This window comes from Marinobacterium rhizophilum (assembly GCF_024397915.1).
Taxonomy (GTDB): Bacteria; Pseudomonadota; Gammaproteobacteria; order Pseudomonadales; family Balneatricaceae; genus Marinobacterium_A; species Marinobacterium_A rhizophilum_A.
Genome location: NZ_CP073347.1, coordinates 4,889,116 through 4,905,562, shown reverse-complemented (window position 1 = coordinate 4,905,562; position 16,447 = coordinate 4,889,116). Strand labels below are relative to the sequence as shown.

Sequence of the window (16,447 nt, the reverse complement as noted above, 5' to 3'; positions counted from 1 at the left end):
AACCTGCAACTGTATGGAGAGACCGGTCAACGGCAAGGCGCCGTCAACCCTCCAAATCTTCCATCCCTGCTTCAAGCGTACAACATTGGCCCAGCCACGGCATTCACCACGGTGATCAGCCCCAGCAACAGATTAATGCCGACAAAGCGACGAATCTGGTTGAGCTGGGTTGCAGCCAGGGGCCAGTCCGATGCGCCCACCGCCTTTTTCAGACGCTGGTAGGGAGCAAAGTACAGGTGCAAAAAAAGCGCGACCATCAGATATCCCGTGACCAGCATGACATGGATGTGCAACCCCACCCTCGCCATGCCGCCCATCAGGGCAATCATGCCGTGCCCGCTCACCACCAGGGTAACGACAGCGACCCAGACCCAGACAAAGAAACGACTGAACAGGTGACACCAGAGCGTCAGCCGTTGTGGCGGTTCCAGTACCCTGGCCGCTACCGGACGCAGGCACTGGTACGCGAAAAACATGCCCCCCACCCAGATAACGGCGGCAAGCAGGTGCAGACTAAGGGCCAGAGGCATGGATGGATGTCCTGTTCGGTTTTATTGACTGCTGATGGGAACACAGAATGCCGCTGCCGGGAAGTGCCGGCACGGCACGACCCCGAATTAAAAGGCGCCGGGGAATGCGGCGCCTTTTCTCATCCAGCCAGGCCCTCGGGAAGGACACCGGCAGTGTGGGCAATCAGTGTATGACCAGGAAAAACACGCCACCACCCCGCTGTACCTGCAGCAACACCGGACCCTGACTCTTTTGCAGTGCCCGGGCAATATCCTGTGTCGAACTGACCTTGATGCGATTGACACTCAACAGTACATCACTGGCCCGCAGTCCATTGGCGGCCGCCATGGAGTCCGGCGCCAGCGCCTTGATCTGGACGCCAGAGCCCTGCGGGTTCGGCTGCAACGTCACGTTCTGCAGCAGCGGGTGCTCAACGCCGCTGGCCCAGTCCGCCGACTCACCGACATCGACCTCCAGCATCAGGGTTTTGCCGTCACGCAGCACCCTGAGCGTCAGGGTTTCGCCGATATCGCTGAAGGCGATGCTGTTGCGCAGCTGACCGGTCGTCGGTGTCGCCTGGCCATTAACGTCCATGATCAGGTCACCAGCCTCGAGCCCCGCCTTGTCCGCTTCGGAGCCTTTTTTGACATCGGTCACCAGCACACCTTTCTGGCCATTGGGCAGTTTGAATGCCTGTTGCAGCGCCGGCGTCATATCCTGAATGGCGACACCGATCTGGCCCCGCTTGACCTCACCATGCTCCAGAATCTGCGCGGCACTGGCCTGGGCCATATTGACCGGAATCGCAAAGCCGATCCCCACATTGCCGCCACCCGGGGCAATGATCGCGGTGTTGATACCCACCAGCTCGCCCCGCAGGTTCACCAGGGCCCCGCCTGAGTTGCCCGGGTTGATCGAGGCATCGGTCTGGATAAAGTCCTCGTAACCTTCAATGCCCAGGCCAGTGCGCCCCAGGGCGCTGACCACGCCGGTGGTAATCGTCTGGCCCAGACCGAAGGGGTTGCCGATGGCCACAACAAAATCACCCACGCGCAGGCTGTCGGAGTCCGACAGGGATACAGCAGTCAGATCATCGGCGTCGATTTTCAGCACCGCGATATCCACCTCCGGATCGCCCCCCACCAGCTCCGCCTGGAAGGTGCGCCCATCCACCAGTGACACCTGAATCTCGTCCGCGCCCTTGATGACATGGAAATTGGTGATAATCGAGCCCTTGCCGGCATCAACGATAACGCCGGAACCGGCACTGGTCTGGCGGCGCCTTGGTCGTGGCCGGGCCTGCTCTTCGGGAAGGTTGAAAAAACGCCGGAAGAAAGGATCCTGCAGCAGCGGGTTCTGCTGCTGCGCCTTGCTGGTGTAGGTGGCGATATTGACCACCGCCGGGTTCACCTGCTCCAGCATCGGTGCCAGAGACGGCAACTCGCGTCCAGACCCATCGGTCATCGGCAAGCCTGCCAGGCTCCAGCCAGACAGGGTGCTCAGCACCAGAATCAGCATATACCTGAGAGTACGCGTCATTGTGAATGGTCCTCCTGCGCGATAAAAAATTCGTTCTAGGCCCTGCACTCGGCGTGCCTGATCAAACTGCCAAGCTGATCAAAGGCATCCGCGACGGCAAGGCCGATAGAGCCATTGCTGACGTAAACATCGCTCTGTTTGCGCCCGGCGGCTCGCATGGATATATGACACTGATAAAGGTGCTTCGGCCGCCCGCCACAGGGCACCTGGTCCAGGACTATATTAACGCGGGTGACCTGGGGTGCCACCTCGGCGAGTCGCTGCAACCGGTGACTGATTTGCTTTTTGGCACCGGCATCCGCGACACCGTGACGAAACAGGGTTGAAGTAATCATAGAGCCCTCCGGGGACAAGGCGCAGCCGTACAGGCGCCGTCCCTGAAAAATATGGAATGCGATGCAATAAATACGGTTGTTGAGCAATCAGAGACTGAGCGATGACCGCGGAGGGGCGCGGATAATGTACAGGCCGGTAATGGACAGCGCCTTAGCCGGCATACAGCAGTGGGCGGGAACAGCCCCCGCCAGGTCGAACAGGGGCGGGATCGCTATGGCTGCAGGCAGCCGGTCCGCACCGCTTACCGGCGTCGGATCCACCACTGCAGCCGGGATACTGATATCAACATGACTGGCCGGCAGAGCCTCGTCGCGGCGCTGCTCGGACGCGTGCGCGCCCAGAGAAAAAAGCAGCAATGTCAGGCTGTAGAGTAATGCCTTCACGTCCGTTCCAGGCTCCGACCATCAGATTAAATACCGGTGCAGATTCAATAGATTGCACGAATCCCAATTAGTTCGGCGCCCGGCGCAATGAAAGTGTTCAGGCCTGGCGGCCAGCGCATCCGGGCTGCATTGCGCAACCAATGCCCGTATAGTGAAATGGCGTCGGGGAACCCTGGCGCGATCAGGCACGCTGTCTTGCAGCGGCTGATGCAGTCCTGCCGGCACCCTTGTCGGCAGCTGCCAACTGGGGGTAAAGCAACCTATGGACGACCGAGTCACGAATATAAAAACACCGGAAAAATGTGAAATATTCGCCAGGAACTGCGCCGACCGCGGTCGAGATGATCTGGCACTGGAAGCCCGGCAGTGGGCCGTGCAGCTGCGGGCCGAAGCCTACGGCGCCGAATCTGATGTCGAAAAGCAAGCCGTTGGCGCCATCTACGCCTATGAAGAAGTCCTCAGCGCCAGAAACGGCAAGAAGACCCGCGCCTCCAGCACCTGGCAGCTGATCAAGCGCCACGGCATCATCAGTGCCGTAGACCGGGCACTCAACCGCCCCGCCGATCCCGAGGGGTACGTTACCCTGGTTGATATGGGTCTGGCGGACTTTGCACTGGAAGCCGTGATTCTTCGCAACCCGGAAGCCTTCAGCGACGACGCAGTGGCAATATCCGAAGCCAGAATGAAACAGTGGACCGCCGCCTGAACGGCTCGGTGCAACTCATTGCAACTGGGGGCTGTGACTTTCCCCTGTTTCGATGTAATTTGACTGCTGTATTTGAAAGGGGTCCAAAGGCCCCGCCAATCTGCGGAGAGAGTTCATGATCAAACTAAAGGGAATTGTCGCAGCCGTGGCAACGGTCTCTGCCCTGGGCAGCAGCGCTGTTTTTGCACAGGATGTTGAAAAGGTAATAGAAGCCCGGCAGTCCTTCATGCAGCTGTATTCGTTCAATCTGGGGCTCGTGGGTGAGATGGCCAAGGGCAATACCGAGTACGACCCGGAGATCGCGGCCAGCGCGGCCCAGAACCTGTTGGCCCTGGCCAAGATGAATAACAGCCAGATGTGGCCCGAGGGCAGCAGCAAGGCGGATGCCGGGCTCGACGAAATGACCCGCGCACTGCCGGAAATGTGGAGCACCTTCCCCAAGGTGCTCGAAAAACAGGATGCCCTCACCAGCGCGCTGGAGAACTTTGCCACCGTCGCCGGCAAGGATCTCGATAGCCTGCGCGGTGGCATGAAGGCCGTCGGCGATGGCTGCAAGGGCTGCCACACGGATTTCCGCGCCAAGAAAGAAGAAGGTTAAGCCCACACAAGCCCCAAGGCTCGCCTGACCCAATGCCCCGGTCCCGGCCGCGGGCATCGGGCATCGGGCATCGGTGACATGTATCGGCAATGCCCTGTTCTACAGGACTGATCACCATGAAACTGTGCTTAAACGTCGCCCTGCTAACGACAGCAGGGATCGCTGCCGGACTCTGGATACTCAGTGCCCCCCAGGCCGCCATATCCGCTAACGCCCTGGTATCGGTGCCGGGCAACCCGGAACGCGGTGCCGCCGTTTTTCACGTCGGTGGCTGTGCATCCTGCCACAAGCCCGCGGACTACGAGCAGACCGATGACGACGGTATACCGCCCCTGGGTGGTGGCCAGCGATTCAGCACCGACTTTGGCACCTTTGTCGCACCCAATATCAGCCCCGACACGGCCACCGGTATCGGCAGCTGGTCCGATGCCGACTTTGCCAACGCCCTGCTAAAAGGCATATCCCCCGAGGGAGAGCACTACTACCCGGCTTTTCCCTACAGCTCCTACAGCCGCATGACGCTGCAGGATATTGCCGACCTCAAGGCCTTTATGGATACCCTGCCGGCGGTTAACCGGGCCAACGAGCCCCACGAACTCGGCTTCCCGTTCTCCGTGCGCCGTGGCCTTGGGCTCTGGAAACAGCTCTACCTGAGAACCGACCCCGTTATCGCGCTGGACGATACCGACACCAGTCTGCTGCGTGGCCGCTACCTGGTGGAAGGCCCCGGGCACTGCGGCGAGTGCCACTCGCCCCGCAACGCCCTGGGTGCCACCGATTACAGCCGCTGGCTCGGTGGCGCCGCCAATCCGGACGGTGACGGCAGCATTCCCAATATCAGTCCCCACGCCAGCGGCCTGGCCGACTGGAGTGAAAACGATATCGCCGAGTACCTGTCGTCGGGCTTCACCCCCGAATACGATGTCGTGGGCAGCTCCATGGCCGAGGTGGTGGAAAATACCGCCAGGCTGTCTGGTTCGGACCGCAGCGCCATCGCCGCCTACCTCAAGGCCATTCCCGCTGTTGCTGCGAAGCCGGATGACTGACCAGACCACGATCCGCTAACCGCCTGCTACGCTTTGCGGGTATCGCCTTACTTTCAGGACGCTGCAGAATGACAGCCTATGCATGACCGTCTGAGATTTATCCTCAACCGCATCAGCGAGCGGCTCTGGGTCAAACCCCTGCTGATCTGCATGTTGTCGATTCTGCTGGTTTTCGTCGCCAAGCTGGCGGATTACACGGACCTCACCGGCCTGGTGCCGGACATCTCACCGACGTCGATCGATACGCTGCTCAGTATTATTGCCTCCAGCATGCTGGTGATCGCCACCTTCGCCGTCGCTTCCATGGTGTCGGCCTATGCCTCGGCCAGCAATACCGCCACGCCACGCACCTTCAGCCTGGTGATCTCGGATGACGAGTCCCAGAACGCACTGTCGGCCTTTATCGGCGCCTTTATCTTCAGCATCGTCGCGCTGGTCGCACTGCAAAATGGCTACTACGGCCGGGCCGGGTATTTCGCCCTTTTCGTGCTGACGCTGCTGGTCTTTGCCATCGTCGTCGTGACCTTCGTGCGCTGGGTGGACTCCATTGCCCGCCTGGGACGCCTGGGCAGCACCGTCAGGAAAGCCGAGCAGGCCGCTGCCAGGGCGCTTGCGCGCCGGCATTGCGCACCCACCCTCAGAGGGATCGCGCTGGCACCTCTGGCTCCCGATGCCCAGCCGGTTTACAGCGACAGCATCGGGTACGTGCAGATTGTCGACCTGGCCGCACTGCAGGCGCTTGCAGCAGCCTCGCAACTGCGTATCAGCCTGTGCTGTCTGCCCGGCAGTTTTGTCGGCCCCGGCCGGGCCCTGGCCCAGGTCTCGCAAGACCCTGCGGCGCAAACGGGTTGCACCACGGAAAATGACGCCAAACCCTGGAGCACGAGCGAGATTGCCTGTGCCTTTCGAGTCCAGCCGGATCGCACCTTCGATGAAGACCCCCGCTTTGGCCTGATTGTACTGGCGGAAATTGCCGGCAGAGCCCTGTCCCCGGCGGTGAACGACCCCGGTACCGCCATCGACGTGATTGGCTCCCTGGTACGGCTGTTCGCCCTCTGGGCACGCCCTGTCAGCGACGAGGAGCGCGGCGCGACCCTGTACGACCGGGTCGCCGTGCCGGAACTGGGACTGCGGGATCTGTTTGACGATGCCTTCACCCCGATTGCCCGGGACGGTGCCGCCAACCTGGAGGTCGCCCTGCGGCTGCAAAAGGCCTTTGCATCGCTCGCGGCCAGCGGCCACACCGAGATGCAGCAGCTCAGCCTGGAGCATGCCCAGCTGGCGCTGGCCCGGGCCGAACAGGCGCTGGCGTTCCCGCCGGACCGGGCGGCGCTGCACCAGGTCACTGCGCACCTGACCCGCAGCTCCTCGGTCCGCCAGGCCTGATCACGACCCTGTCCGCTCAGCCGCCATCTTCCGCTTCGGCCACCCGCCGCGCCTGCCGCTGCAGACGATACATGGAGCCATAGAGGCCGTCGGGTTTGGCCAGCAGTTGCGCGTGGGTGCCGGCCTCGGCAACCTCGCCGTGGGACAGCACCAGAATCCGGTCGGCATGGCGAATGGTGGACAAGCGGTGCGCCACCACCACCAGTGTCACCTTGCCGTGCAATGCATTCAGCGCCTGCTGCACCACCTGCTCGGTTTCACTGTCCACGTTGGCCGTGGCCTCGTCCAGCAGCAGAATACGCGGCGAGGCGGCCAGCGCCCGGGCAATGATCAGCTGCTGGCGCTGGCCGGTGGACAGCCGCGTTCCCCGCTCTCCCAGCAGCGTCTGGTAGCCCTCGGGCATGGCCTCGATCAGGCTGTGCAGATGAGCCTGGCGGGCAGCATCTTCAATCGCCGCCTGGTCAAGATTGCGGCCCATGTCGATGTTGTCCCGGATGCTGGCGGCCAGCACAAAGGGCTCCTGCGGAATCAGGCCGATACCGCCACGCAGCGCATCCTGGCTCAGCCGGGCGATCGGCTGATCATCCAGCCGGATCTCGCCCCCACTGGGTGTGTAGAAGTTCAGCAGCAAATTCAGCAAGGTACTCTTGCCGCTGCCGGTATGTCCCACCACGGCGACGAAACCACCGGCCGGCACCTCAAGCGACAACCGCCGCAGCACCGGCTTGCCGGCCTGATAGTGAAACTCCAGGTTTCGTACGCTGATGGCCCCGGCACTGATACGGGCATCGCCCGCCTGGTAGCGCTGCTCGCCTTCCTGTATCAACTGGTGTACGCGGCTCCCAGCGACCATGGCCTGCTGGTAGAGGTTGAAGCGCTGGGTGATTTCCGCCAGCGGTTCGGTAAAACGACTCAGGTAGTTGAGAAAGGCATAGAGCACACCGACCTCGGCGACGCCACTGACCAGTTGCAGGCCAAAGCCCCAGACCACGGCCACCAGCACCAGCACACTCAGCAGATCAATCGCCGGGCGCAACAGCAGGGCGCCGGCCCGCACGGTGCGCATGCGGGCATCGTAATACTGGCCATTCAGCCCCTCGAACTGCGCCGCGAAACGCTGCTGCTGGTTGCCGGCCTGAATCACCCCCATGCCGGCAATGGATTCACTGATACTGGCATTGATCTCGGACCGCAGCTGGCGCGTGTGCCCCACCGCCGCGCCACTGAGCCGCTGGTAGACATAGATCACGCCCACCACCGCCGGCACCAGGCAGAGCGCAATCAGCATCAGCTGTACATTCAGCAGCCCCATCGCGATGATAATGCCCGCCAGCAAAATGACGTTGGTCAGCACCACCGACAGGAACTGCACGTACAGATCCTTGATGGCCTCGGTATCGTTGGTGATCCGGCTGACCAGTTGACCGGTCATGGCACGGTCGTAAAACGCCATGGGCAGGCGCAAGACATGGGCGAAGACCCGTTCGCGGATATCCAGTACGGCCGCCAGCGCCATGTCACAAAAACGCAGCGTTTGCTGGTAGCGCAGCCAGGCCGCCGCGACCTGGGTCAGCAAGTACCCCAGCAGCAGTAGCAGCAGTCCTCGCAGCTCAAAATCGTTTTGCAGCAGATGATCATCGATAAAGACCTTGAGCAGCAGCGGGCCCGCCACGTCCGCCGCAGTCGCCAGCAACAGCAACAGCAGTGCCTTGATCAGCAGCGGTTTGTCCCGCACCACGTACTCGCTCAGCAGGCGAAAGGCACCGCGCTTGTCCGGCACCGCTTGCAATTCGTCGTCCCCGGCCGCGCTCATGGCTTCGTCTCCTGGTCCCTGGCATCCGGCAACCTGTCCAAGCTCCAGTTGCCATTGGTAGCCGCTATTGAGCACCCATCAGTCTGACCCTGCCTTGATGCACTCATCCTTGCGTCTCCTGGTCCCTGGCATCCAGCAACCTGTCCAAGCTCCAGTTGCCATTGGTAGACGCTATTGGGCACCCATCAGGCCGACCCTGCCGTGATGCACTCATCCTTGCGCCTCCTGGTCCCTGGCATCGAGTGACGCTTCCAATTGCTGATACGCATGCATGCGGCTATACCAGCCATCCTCGGCCAGCAAGGCCGCATGATTGCCGCGCTCCAGCACGCCACCATGGGACAGCACCAGGATCTCGTCAGCATGGCGTACCGCCGACAGGCGGTGGCTGATCAGGATGCAGCTCTGGCCGCCAACATTGCGTCTCAGGTGCCCCAGGATACGCCTTTCGGTATGCACATCCACCGCCGAGAGTGCGTCGTCCAGTACCAGTACCGGCGCCCGGGTCAGCAGCGCCCGGGCGATGGCCAGGCGCTGGCGCTGTCCACCCGAGAGCGTTACGCCACGCTCACCCACCGGCGTCTCGTACCCCTGTGCAAACCCCATAATGTCCTCGTGAATCGAGGCGATACGCGCCGCGTCCTCGATCTCCGCCTGGCTGGCATCAGGCCGGGCCAGGGCGATGTTGTCCCGAATGCTGATGCTGAACAAAAAGGCATCCTGAGGCACGTAGGCAAAGGCGCCACGCACCGCCGCCAGCTCAAGCCGGGCGATCTCGACACCGCCGAGCTCGAGCGTGCCCTGCTGCGCGTCCCAGTACCGCATCAGCAACTGAATCAGTGTGCTCTTGCCGGCGCCTGTCGGCCCGACGATGCCCAGTACCTGGCCCTCCGCCAGGTTCAGATCAATTTGTCGCAGGGCCAGCTGCGGGCTATCGGGATAGCTGAAGCTCAGTTGCTGCAACCGGATAGCCGCCCCGGATGGCAAGTGCGTACCACGCGCCACGACGCTGTCTGGCTGGCGCAGCAGGCTGTCGACGCGCTTGAAGGCCGCGCTGCCGCGCTCCACGATATTAAGCAGCCAGCCAAACGCAAACATCGGCCAGATCAGCTGGCCCAGGTACATGATAAAGCTGGCCAGGGCACCGACGCTCAGCGCCTGCTGCACGATCAGCCAGGCACCGAAACCCACACTCAGCGCCAGCGCCGCCGCCATGCACAGAAAGATCACCGGTTCGAACAGGGCTTCGCTGCGCGCCACCCTGAAGTTGCTCGCCGCCGCCTCCTCGGCGATATCGCAGAAAGCGCGGGCTTCCACCGTTTCACGCCCCATGGCCTTGACCAGCCGGATGCCGGCCAGGGCTTCCTGGGTGCGGTCATTCAGGCGCGAGAACTGCTCCAGCGCCTGCTGAAAGTGATGGTGCACTGCACTGGAAATGCGATAGAACGCCAGTGCCATAAAGGGAAACGGTATCAGCGCCACCAGCGCCAGGCGCCAGTCGATGACCACAAACATCATCAGCAGCACCAGCACGAGGGTTAGCAGGCCATCAAAACCCGACAGCACGCCTTCACCGGCGGCCAGCTCGATGGCATCGATATCGTTAGTGGCACGGGCCATCAGGTCGCCCGTGTTGTGGGCGTTGTAAAAGGCCTGGCCCTGGCGCGTCAGGCGCTGATAGAAACGCGCCCGCAGCAGGTTGCCAAGACGGTAGGAAGTACCAAACAGAATCAGTCGCCAGCCCATGCGCAGCAGATAAACCGCGAGTCCCAACCCCGTCAGGGCCAGCAGGTAATGACTGGTCGGCGTGACGGGCCCGGTATCGGCGGGAGCCTGCAGCAGTGCATCGATGGCGCGGCCGATCAGCCAGGGCACACTCATGTTCAGCACCGCGACGCCCGCCAGCATCAACAGCGCCAGGCCATAGGTACGCCAGTGCTCGCGAAAAAACCAGCCAAGTTGCAGAAATAACGCCATGGGAAACCGGTCTCTGGGCAGGATGGAGCCGCAAGGCGCCATCAATCACTAAAGATGGTCGCCAGCATAACCCGAGACGGTAACATCTCGCAGCCTCAGTCGCCGTATCCGGTCATCTCCAGATAGCCTTCCCCCTGGTGACTGCCGTTCACCTGTACCGGCCCCTCCCAGTAGCTCAGCCGCCCCGGGTTCCAGTAATCGCCGGGCCAGGAGCTGACCTCCAGTTCTATCCCCCTGCCAGCGCACCAACAAGCCGCAGCCTCAGTCGCCGTATCCGGTCATCTCCAGATAGCCTTCCCCCTGGTGACTGCCGTTCACCTGTACCGGCCCCTCCCAGTAGCTCAGCCGCCCCGGATTCCAGTAATCGCCGGGCCAGGAGCTGACCTCCAGCTCTATCCCCCGGCCAGGCAGCTCGACCCGCCAGCGCACCGGCACCGGGCCACGCTGGCTGTCGCGGTAGCCCAGCGGCGCCAGGACGAACTCATCGGCCGCCAGCGCCTGGGCGCTGCCATCGGCCTGTATCAGGCTGGCGGCATAAAACGGTGTCTCCCCCCGCACCCGGAACAGCATCAGCCGCTGGCCATCGTCAAGATGCAAGGCCAGCCAGTCCCAGCCCTGCTGATCCGGCTGCAGCAGCTGACTGCTCCACTCACGATCAAACCAGCCCTGACCGCTGACCTCATGGGTCACGCCATCGACGGTCAGATCACCGCTGACAGCAAGCCCCGGATAGCTGAAATACATCGAACCGCCGCCCTGCACCGACTTGGCGCTAAAGCCATTATCGCCGTGCAGCACCGGCGCCAGGCTCGGTAGCAGGTGCAGCCGGTAGGCGAAATCGTCGCCATGGGCCTGCAGCGTCCAGCCCTGCCCGCCCTCGTGAGACTGTGCATCCCGAGCCGCTGCAGCCAGCTGCCAGTCATCGATCCAGGCGGCGAAGGGTTGCGCCGTCGCCCCCGCCTGGCCGCTGCCACCGCGGGCCAGCCGGGATACAAAGCGGTGCTGCCCGGGCTGACTCAGCGCCGCGTGGGCCAGCCAGAGTTCATCACTGTACCAGCCGACAGGGCGCGGCTCGCCTTCAAACTCCTTATTGCGCCCGCGCGTACTCGCGCGAAACAGCGTCCACTGCACGCCGAAGGCATCCCCCGCCGCACTGTGCAGATTCGCCGTCAAGTACCACCACTCCAGCCGGTAGGCCGGGTGACTGCCAAGGTCCTGCGGCAGCGTGATCCCCGTGCCAGGTCGGGCCTGGGCAAAAACAGCCGTTGGGGCAACCGGCGCGGACAGCAGCCCGGACAGCGCATCGGTCGGCGGCGGTTCGCAACCCGCCAGCAGCATGCAGCCCAGGCAATAGGCGCCGACAGCCCGCTGCCTAGTCATTGCTCAGCGTCTCCAGCCGCACCGGGCTTGCCATCAGCACCCCGGTCACGCCGCCGATCAACAGGCACAGCAACCAGACCTGCAGCCAGTACAGCGGATACAGGTGCAATGGCAGCGCCCAGCCAAAAGCCACCGGATTCACCCTGGCCACCAGCACCCAGGACAGAAAAACGCCCAGCGGCGTCGCCAGCACGGCCAGAGCCGTTGTCAGCAGCATGGCATGGGCGCACAGGCGCCGGCGCAACTGCGCCCGGGTCAGGCCGCAGACGTGTATCCAGGTATAGTGCCGCGCCCGCAGGCGCAACAGTGCATGGGCCATCAGCGCCAGGGCAACCCCGGACAGCAGCAGCGTCAGCCCGCTGAGCGCGGCGGTGATACTGAAGGTGCGCGCAAACTGCGCCCGGGCAGCGCGCTTGAGCGTGGCCTGGTCCCGCAGCCGGCTGCCCGCAAGCCAGTCGTACTGCTGCTCCCAGCGCCGCCAGTCCGGCGGGGCACCGGGCAGCAAACCCAGCACGAAGGTGGTATGGCGCCCGGGTAGCGCCTCGGGCAGATGCTGCAGCGACAGCAGGATTTCCCCGTCCGGACGGCCGTAATCGGCGTAGATTGCCACCACCTGGCGGAGTTTTTCCAGTGCGCCCAGGCGCACCTTGATCCAGTCCCCCAGCTTGATACCCTGGCGTCGCGCCAGCTGCTCATTCACCAGTACCGCCTGCCCCTGCAGCGCCTGCCAGGGCTGCGGCACCGAGGCCAGAAACGCCCAGCCCTGCGCCTGTTCGGCCATTGTATCCACTGCCAGTACCTCCACCGCCTGCTGCTCGACCAGGCCCCGGCCCCGCACCCGGGGTTGCACAAGGGCCACCTGCGGCAAGGCCTGCAAGGGTTCGAGCCAGTCCTGCAGTTGCACCGCGCGCCCCGGGTCCAGGTAGAGCTCGCCCTGCAGACGCTGCTCGAGCCAGCGCACGAAGGTCGTTTCAAACCCCGCCACCATCGCCTGGATACCGATGGCAGAGGCAATGGCGAATGCCAGCGCCAGCAGCGGCAGGCGCAATAAACGGCACTGGGCCTGCAGCTCCGAACAGGACCATTCCAGCAGCACCCGGCCCTGCCGCTGCAACACTGCCTGCAACGCGCCCAGCAGTACGCCCAGCAGGCGGGGCAGCAAGAGGCCTGCGCCCAGCAGGCAGGCGCCGGTCGCGGCAAAGATCAGCCACAAGGATGTCGCCAGCCCCAATCCCAGCCCCCCGGCCTGCATCAGCAACACACCGGCGATCCAGCCCCAGGGGCCTTCGCCACCTGTGGCCCCCGCGCTTCGCTCGCGGGCGCGCAGCAGCAAGATATCGCTACAGGCCCAGCCGAGCAGCACCAGCAGCACAAGCGCGGCCTGCAGCCAGAGTGCCCCGGCGCTCAGCCCGGCCCCCAGTCTCTGGACACCGAACAGACCTGCAAGAGTGCCGCGAAAGCCGTCGGCCAGCAGCCCGGCCAGCACAGTCCCGAGCCACACCCCCAGGGCGCCGCCAAGCACACAGAGCAGCAGCATTTCGACGACCAGGTATAACCGCAGGCGCCACAACGGCACCCCGTGACGATAGAGGACATCCAGGCTTCGCCGGCGCTGCTCCATGGCAAACAGATAGACCGCCCGCACCAGCAGTGCCGCCACCAGCAAACCCAGCCAACCCAGTGCCTTTAGGCTTAACAGAAAGCTGCGCGCCAGCGGCGCCGATGAAACGCCGTACTCATGCAGGACCGCTTCGTACTCCGGCGGCAGGGGCCCGGAGAGGGGCGCGGGCAGCAGCAGCTCAAGCCGGCTGTCATGCACCTGCCGCTCGGCCAGGCGCGCGATGGTACCGATATCGCCGAGCAGCAGGTCGGCCGGCAACTGTGCCTGCTCGTACAGTGGATACTCGGCGACAGAGGCCTGTTGCCGCCAGCGCTGCAAGGTGGCGGTGGTCCCCCAGAGCCCCAGGGAGGCGCCCGCCGATGCTTGCGTCATCTGCTCCCGGGCGCTGTCGAGCATCGGCGCCATGCCGGGTGCTGGCACCAGGCAATCGGCCGTCAGCGGATCGACACCCAGCAGGCGTAGCGGTGCCTGCCTGGCACCCGGCGCTGCGTCCTGCGTAACAAGCAGATGCAGCCGTGGCGTGACACAGAAGCCCGCGCGGCGCAGGCGGGAAAAGTCAATGATGGCCAGCGGGCTGCCGTCCAGGCGCTGTACCGACAGCTGCGGCGCCTGGGCCTGCAGCGCGGCTTCGATGGCCGCGGCGCCGCGACCGGTCAGGGACTGTATCCCGCTCCAGAGCATCGCGGCGCAGGCCAGGATCAGCAGCAAGCCGAGCAGCTGACCGGGGTGGCGCTGGTAGTGACTCAGATAAACGCGCCCCAAGGGCAGGTGCGGCACACTCATGGGCGCAGTGCCCCGTTGCTCAGTTCCAGCACCCGGTCGCAGCAGCGCGCCAGCGAAGGGTTGTGCGTTACGATCAGGGCCGTCAGGCCGCGCTCGTGCATGGCCTCGAAGAACAGCGGCATCACCCGCCGCGCACTGGTTTCGTCGAGACTGCCGGTGGGCTCGTCGGCCAGTATCAGTTCAGGCTGAACGGCAAAGGCACAGGCCAGTGCCGCCCGCTGGCGCTGACCGCCGGACAGTTGATCAGGATAGCGCTGTGCGACCTCGGCGATACCCAGCGCCCGCAGCAGCCCGAGCGGCTCGACCTCAAGCCCCGCAAGCCCGGCCCGAAAGGCTATATTGCGCACAACGTTAAGCGTCGATACGAGATTGCCATCCTGGAACAGGGTCGCGACTCGGGTACGACGCAGGCCCGCCCAGGCGTTGTCGCTGAGCCCCTGACAGGGCTGCCCAAACAGCTCCAGCGTCCCCTCATCCGGCCGTATCAGGCCGTTTAGCAGATTCAGCAGGGTCGACTTGCCACAACCGGAAGGCCCCATGATCGCCACCGACTCGCCCGCTGCGAGCTCGAAGCACAGCCCGCGCAGCACCTGGACGCGGGTTTGCCCGCGGCCATAGTGCTTGCAGATCCCATCCGCCCGTATCACCAGTTCCGTCATTGCCATCCACATCCCAGCATCGCACTCAGTATAGAGCGCGGCGCCCGCGATGCCGCCTCGGCATGCAAAGGATCGGGGTTTCACCCCCGCCAGCCAAATACGCTACCTTCTGATAGGCTTTAGGCAGATGTCTACTGTTGAGGAGACCGCCATGCACAACACCGCCCGCCTGCGTGAGTTTGTCCAGGCCTTTACGGCACTGGTAAACGAAACAGACGACGAAGCCCGCCTGCTGGATGCCGGCGAGGTGCTGCTCGCCGATCTGATCCGTCACGATGACTGGCTGCCGGAAGCCTACAGCGAGCCAGGGCTCACCGAATACCGCCAGTACCTGCTGCACTGCGATCCGCTGGAGCGTTTCTCGGTGGTCAGTTTTGTCTGGGGGCCGGGGCAGTGCACCCCCATACACGATCACAGGGTCTGGGGCATGGTCGGCGTGCTGCGCGGCATGGAGCGTTGCGAAGAGTTTGCGCCTGATCCGCAAAGCGGAAAACTGCTGGCACTGGGCACGCATGAGCTGCACCCCGGCAGCATCGACCTGGTATCACCGCGCATTGGCGACATTCACCGCGTCTCCAACGGCCTGAGTGACACCCCCTCCGTCAGCATCCATGTCTATGGCACCAACATCGGTGCCCACCGCCGCCACCTTTACGACCCCGCCAGCAGCGACCAGCAGCCCTTTATCTCCGGCTACGCCAACGGCGAAATCATTAACCTGTGGGATAAATCGGATGAATAGCCCGTCGCTGTGGCTTGGAACCCCTGAGCGGTTCTCAAATTGCTTGCCAGGCAGAATAGAGCGCAGCCGAAACAGATAGCGGCTGTATATTGTTACTGCTAAATTTGCGAGACAGCGCCATGAAGCAGAAAGGGGATAGATACCGTGCAGGCTGATGAGTTTGGCCCCGCCGCGAACCGCCACAGGGCCCAGGACAGCCACGGGACACACGCGCACAGTGCCGGGCGTCCCGTGCCCGCAACGGCGATCGCCCGCTATCAGTACACCCTGTCCGCGGTCTTGGTAGCGTTCGTCGTCACAGCCGTCGGGCTTTTTCTGCTGACAGACTCACGCATCAGCGATCTGGAGGCCCGCCTTGGCGCCCAGATTGCCCTGGCCGCGACAGCGCCAGCTCCCGTCGACAACGGCAACCAGCTAGCCTTCATCAACGAGGTCAATGACCGACTTGACGGGCTGCAAGCCGCACTGGATGAACTCCAGACGCAGTCCGGCGCCGGCAGGGAACCGGACGCACCCGTGATAAATGCAGACTCTGGTGGCCCCCTATCCAAGACCGAAGCCAAGACCGCTGCCCTGGCGGAGCCGCAAGAAACTGACGTGGCCGCCACTAAGCAAATAACGGCCCCAGTGCAGCCAGTGAAGGACACCTGGTTAATCAATATTGCCTCATTTTCCCAGCGGGCATCCGCGCAACTGCTGCAAGGCAAACTGGAGGCGCTGGGCAGGAACGCCACCACTGAGCCGGTCAACCTGAATGGCAAAGCCCTCTATCGCGTGCGTGTCACCGGCCTGCCGGACCGCAAAGCCGCCGAGGAGGAGGCCCTGCGCCTGCAAAAGACACTGCAGCTTTCGGGCTTCTGGGTTGCCAAAGACCCCGGCGGACGCGACGCACAATAGAGCCCGTTGCTAAAAGAGGACGACAAGCTGGCAAAGGTGGCGCCGTGCCTGGCCTTGGCGATTGCCGGGCA

16 protein-coding genes are annotated in these 16,447 nt (G+C 63.6%); 6 read left to right on the top strand and 10 right to left on the bottom strand.

Going from position 1 to position 16,447, the window contains the following annotated elements; translation table 11 throughout:
- Window positions 1–71: 71 nt before the first annotated feature.
- From KDW95_RS22180 to KDW95_RS22165, 4 genes are all read right to left on the bottom strand, one after another.
- Window positions 72–530: a CopD family protein gene (locus tag KDW95_RS22180; protein ID WP_255853943.1), complete on the bottom strand. Its 459-nt coding sequence runs from the start codon at window positions 528–530 to the stop codon at window positions 72–74.
- A gap of 163 nt (window positions 531–693) precedes the next feature.
- The gene (locus KDW95_RS22175; RefSeq protein ID WP_255853942.1) at window positions 694–2,049 is read right to left on the bottom strand and encodes a Do family serine endopeptidase; all 1,356 of its coding nucleotides are present in this window, start codon (window positions 2,047–2,049) and stop codon (window positions 694–696) included.
- 35 nt (window positions 2,050–2,084) lie between these two features.
- Complete coding sequence (locus KDW95_RS22170) at window positions 2,085–2,384, bottom strand: hypothetical protein (RefSeq protein ID WP_255853941.1); 300 nt, start codon at window positions 2,382–2,384, stop codon at window positions 2,085–2,087.
- 87 nt (window positions 2,385–2,471) lie between these two features.
- Entirely contained in the window at window positions 2,472–2,768 is a 297-nt protein-coding gene (locus KDW95_RS22165; RefSeq protein ID WP_255853940.1) for a hypothetical protein, read from the bottom strand.
- Window positions 2,769–3,030: 262 nt separating this feature from the next.
- Here KDW95_RS22165 and KDW95_RS22160 point away from each other — a divergent pair, with 262 nt between their 5' ends.
- From KDW95_RS22160 to KDW95_RS22145, 4 genes are all read left to right on the top strand, one after another.
- Complete coding sequence (locus KDW95_RS22160) at window positions 3,031–3,474, top strand: hypothetical protein (RefSeq protein ID WP_255853939.1); 444 nt, start codon at window positions 3,031–3,033, stop codon at window positions 3,472–3,474.
- A gap of 115 nt (window positions 3,475–3,589) precedes the next feature.
- A complete protein-coding gene (locus tag KDW95_RS22155) occupies window positions 3,590–4,072 on the top strand; it encodes a c-type cytochrome (RefSeq protein WP_255853938.1) in 483 nt (160 codons plus the stop codon).
- Window positions 4,073–4,188: 116 nt separating this feature from the next.
- The gene (locus KDW95_RS22150) at window positions 4,189–5,118 is read left to right on the top strand and encodes a cytochrome c (protein ID WP_255853937.1); all 930 of its coding nucleotides are present in this window, start codon (window positions 4,189–4,191) and stop codon (window positions 5,116–5,118) included.
- A gap of 78 nt (window positions 5,119–5,196) precedes the next feature.
- The gene (locus KDW95_RS22145) at window positions 5,197–6,504 is read left to right on the top strand and encodes a DUF2254 domain-containing protein (protein WP_255853936.1); all 1,308 of its coding nucleotides are present in this window, start codon (window positions 5,197–5,199) and stop codon (window positions 6,502–6,504) included.
- Between the two features lie 16 nt (window positions 6,505–6,520).
- On the opposite strand, the gene KDW95_RS22140 is transcribed toward KDW95_RS22145, so the two are convergent.
- The 6 genes from KDW95_RS22140 to KDW95_RS22115 all read right to left on the bottom strand — a co-directional run bounded on the left by KDW95_RS22140 (window position 6,521) and on the right by KDW95_RS22115 (window position 14,743).
- On the bottom strand, window positions 6,521–8,317 hold the full coding sequence (locus tag KDW95_RS22140) for an ABC transporter ATP-binding protein (RefSeq protein ID WP_255853935.1): 1,797 nt from the start codon (window positions 8,315–8,317) through the stop codon (window positions 6,521–6,523).
- A 210-nt stretch (window positions 8,318–8,527) separates the two neighbouring features.
- Window positions 8,528–10,294: an ABC transporter transmembrane domain-containing protein gene (locus KDW95_RS22135; RefSeq protein ID WP_255853934.1), complete on the bottom strand. Its 1,767-nt coding sequence runs from the start codon at window positions 10,292–10,294 to the stop codon at window positions 8,528–8,530.
- Window positions 10,295–10,389: 95 nt separating this feature from the next.
- Complete coding sequence (locus KDW95_RS22130; protein ID WP_255856552.1) at window positions 10,390–10,473, bottom strand: lipocalin family protein; 84 nt, start codon at window positions 10,471–10,473, stop codon at window positions 10,390–10,392.
- Window positions 10,474–10,555: 82 nt separating this feature from the next.
- Window positions 10,556–11,674 (bottom strand): lipocalin-like domain-containing protein, encoded by a 1,119-nt coding sequence (locus KDW95_RS22125; RefSeq protein ID WP_255853933.1) that lies wholly within the window; start codon window positions 11,672–11,674, stop codon window positions 10,556–10,558.
- Window positions 11,667–14,078, bottom strand: coding sequence for an FtsX-like permease family protein (locus KDW95_RS22120; RefSeq protein WP_255853932.1), 2,412 nt, complete (start codon window positions 14,076–14,078; stop codon window positions 11,667–11,669). The genes KDW95_RS22125 and KDW95_RS22120 overlap by 8 nt, the downstream gene beginning before the upstream one ends.
- Window positions 14,075–14,743 (bottom strand): ABC transporter ATP-binding protein, encoded by a 669-nt coding sequence (locus tag KDW95_RS22115; protein ID WP_255853931.1) that lies wholly within the window; start codon window positions 14,741–14,743, stop codon window positions 14,075–14,077. Before KDW95_RS22115 ends, KDW95_RS22120 begins: the two co-directional genes overlap by 4 nt.
- Before the next feature lie 145 nt (window positions 14,744–14,888).
- Between KDW95_RS22115 and KDW95_RS22110 the strand changes: the two genes are divergently transcribed.
- Window positions 14,889–15,479: a cysteine dioxygenase gene (locus KDW95_RS22110; protein ID WP_255853930.1), complete on the top strand. Its 591-nt coding sequence runs from the start codon at window positions 14,889–14,891 to the stop codon at window positions 15,477–15,479.
- Between the two features lie 144 nt (window positions 15,480–15,623).
- Window positions 15,624–16,376 carry an SPOR domain-containing protein gene (locus KDW95_RS22105; RefSeq protein WP_255853929.1) on the top strand — a complete coding sequence of 251 codons (753 nt, stop codon included), beginning with the start codon at window positions 15,624–15,626 and terminating at the stop codon, window positions 16,374–16,376.
- Window positions 16,377–16,447: the final 71 nt, after the last annotated feature.

Coding starts and splice junctions, on each gene's coding strand:
- KDW95_RS22180 (WP_255853943.1), bottom strand. CDS start 530: ATGCCTCTGGCCCTTAGTCTGCACCTGCTTGCCGCCGTTATCTGGGTG.
- KDW95_RS22175 (WP_255853942.1), bottom strand. CDS start 2,049: ATGACGCGTACTCTCAGGTATATGCTGATTCTGGTGCTGAGCACCCTG.
- KDW95_RS22170 (WP_255853941.1), bottom strand. CDS start 2,384: ATGATTACTTCAACCCTGTTTCGTCACGGTGTCGCGGATGCCGGTGCC.
- KDW95_RS22160 (WP_255853939.1), top strand. CDS start 3,031: ATGGACGACCGAGTCACGAATATAAAAACACCGGAAAAATGTGAAATA.
- KDW95_RS22155 (WP_255853938.1), top strand. CDS start 3,590: ATGATCAAACTAAAGGGAATTGTCGCAGCCGTGGCAACGGTCTCTGCC.
- KDW95_RS22150 (WP_255853937.1), top strand. CDS start 4,189: ATGAAACTGTGCTTAAACGTCGCCCTGCTAACGACAGCAGGGATCGCT.
- KDW95_RS22145 (WP_255853936.1), top strand. CDS start 5,197: ATGCATGACCGTCTGAGATTTATCCTCAACCGCATCAGCGAGCGGCTC.
- KDW95_RS22140 (WP_255853935.1), bottom strand. CDS start 8,317: ATGAGCGCGGCCGGGGACGACGAATTGCAAGCGGTGCCGGACAAGCGC.
- KDW95_RS22135 (WP_255853934.1), bottom strand. CDS start 10,294: ATGGCGTTATTTCTGCAACTTGGCTGGTTTTTTCGCGAGCACTGGCGT.
- KDW95_RS22125 (WP_255853933.1), bottom strand. CDS start 11,674: ATGACTAGGCAGCGGGCTGTCGGCGCCTATTGCCTGGGCTGCATGCTG.
- KDW95_RS22120 (WP_255853932.1), bottom strand. CDS start 14,078: ATGAGTGTGCCGCACCTGCCCTTGGGGCGCGTTTATCTGAGTCACTAC.
- KDW95_RS22115 (WP_255853931.1), bottom strand. CDS start 14,743: ATGGCAATGACGGAACTGGTGATACGGGCGGATGGGATCTGCAAGCAC.
- KDW95_RS22110 (WP_255853930.1), top strand. CDS start 14,889: ATGCACAACACCGCCCGCCTGCGTGAGTTTGTCCAGGCCTTTACGGCA.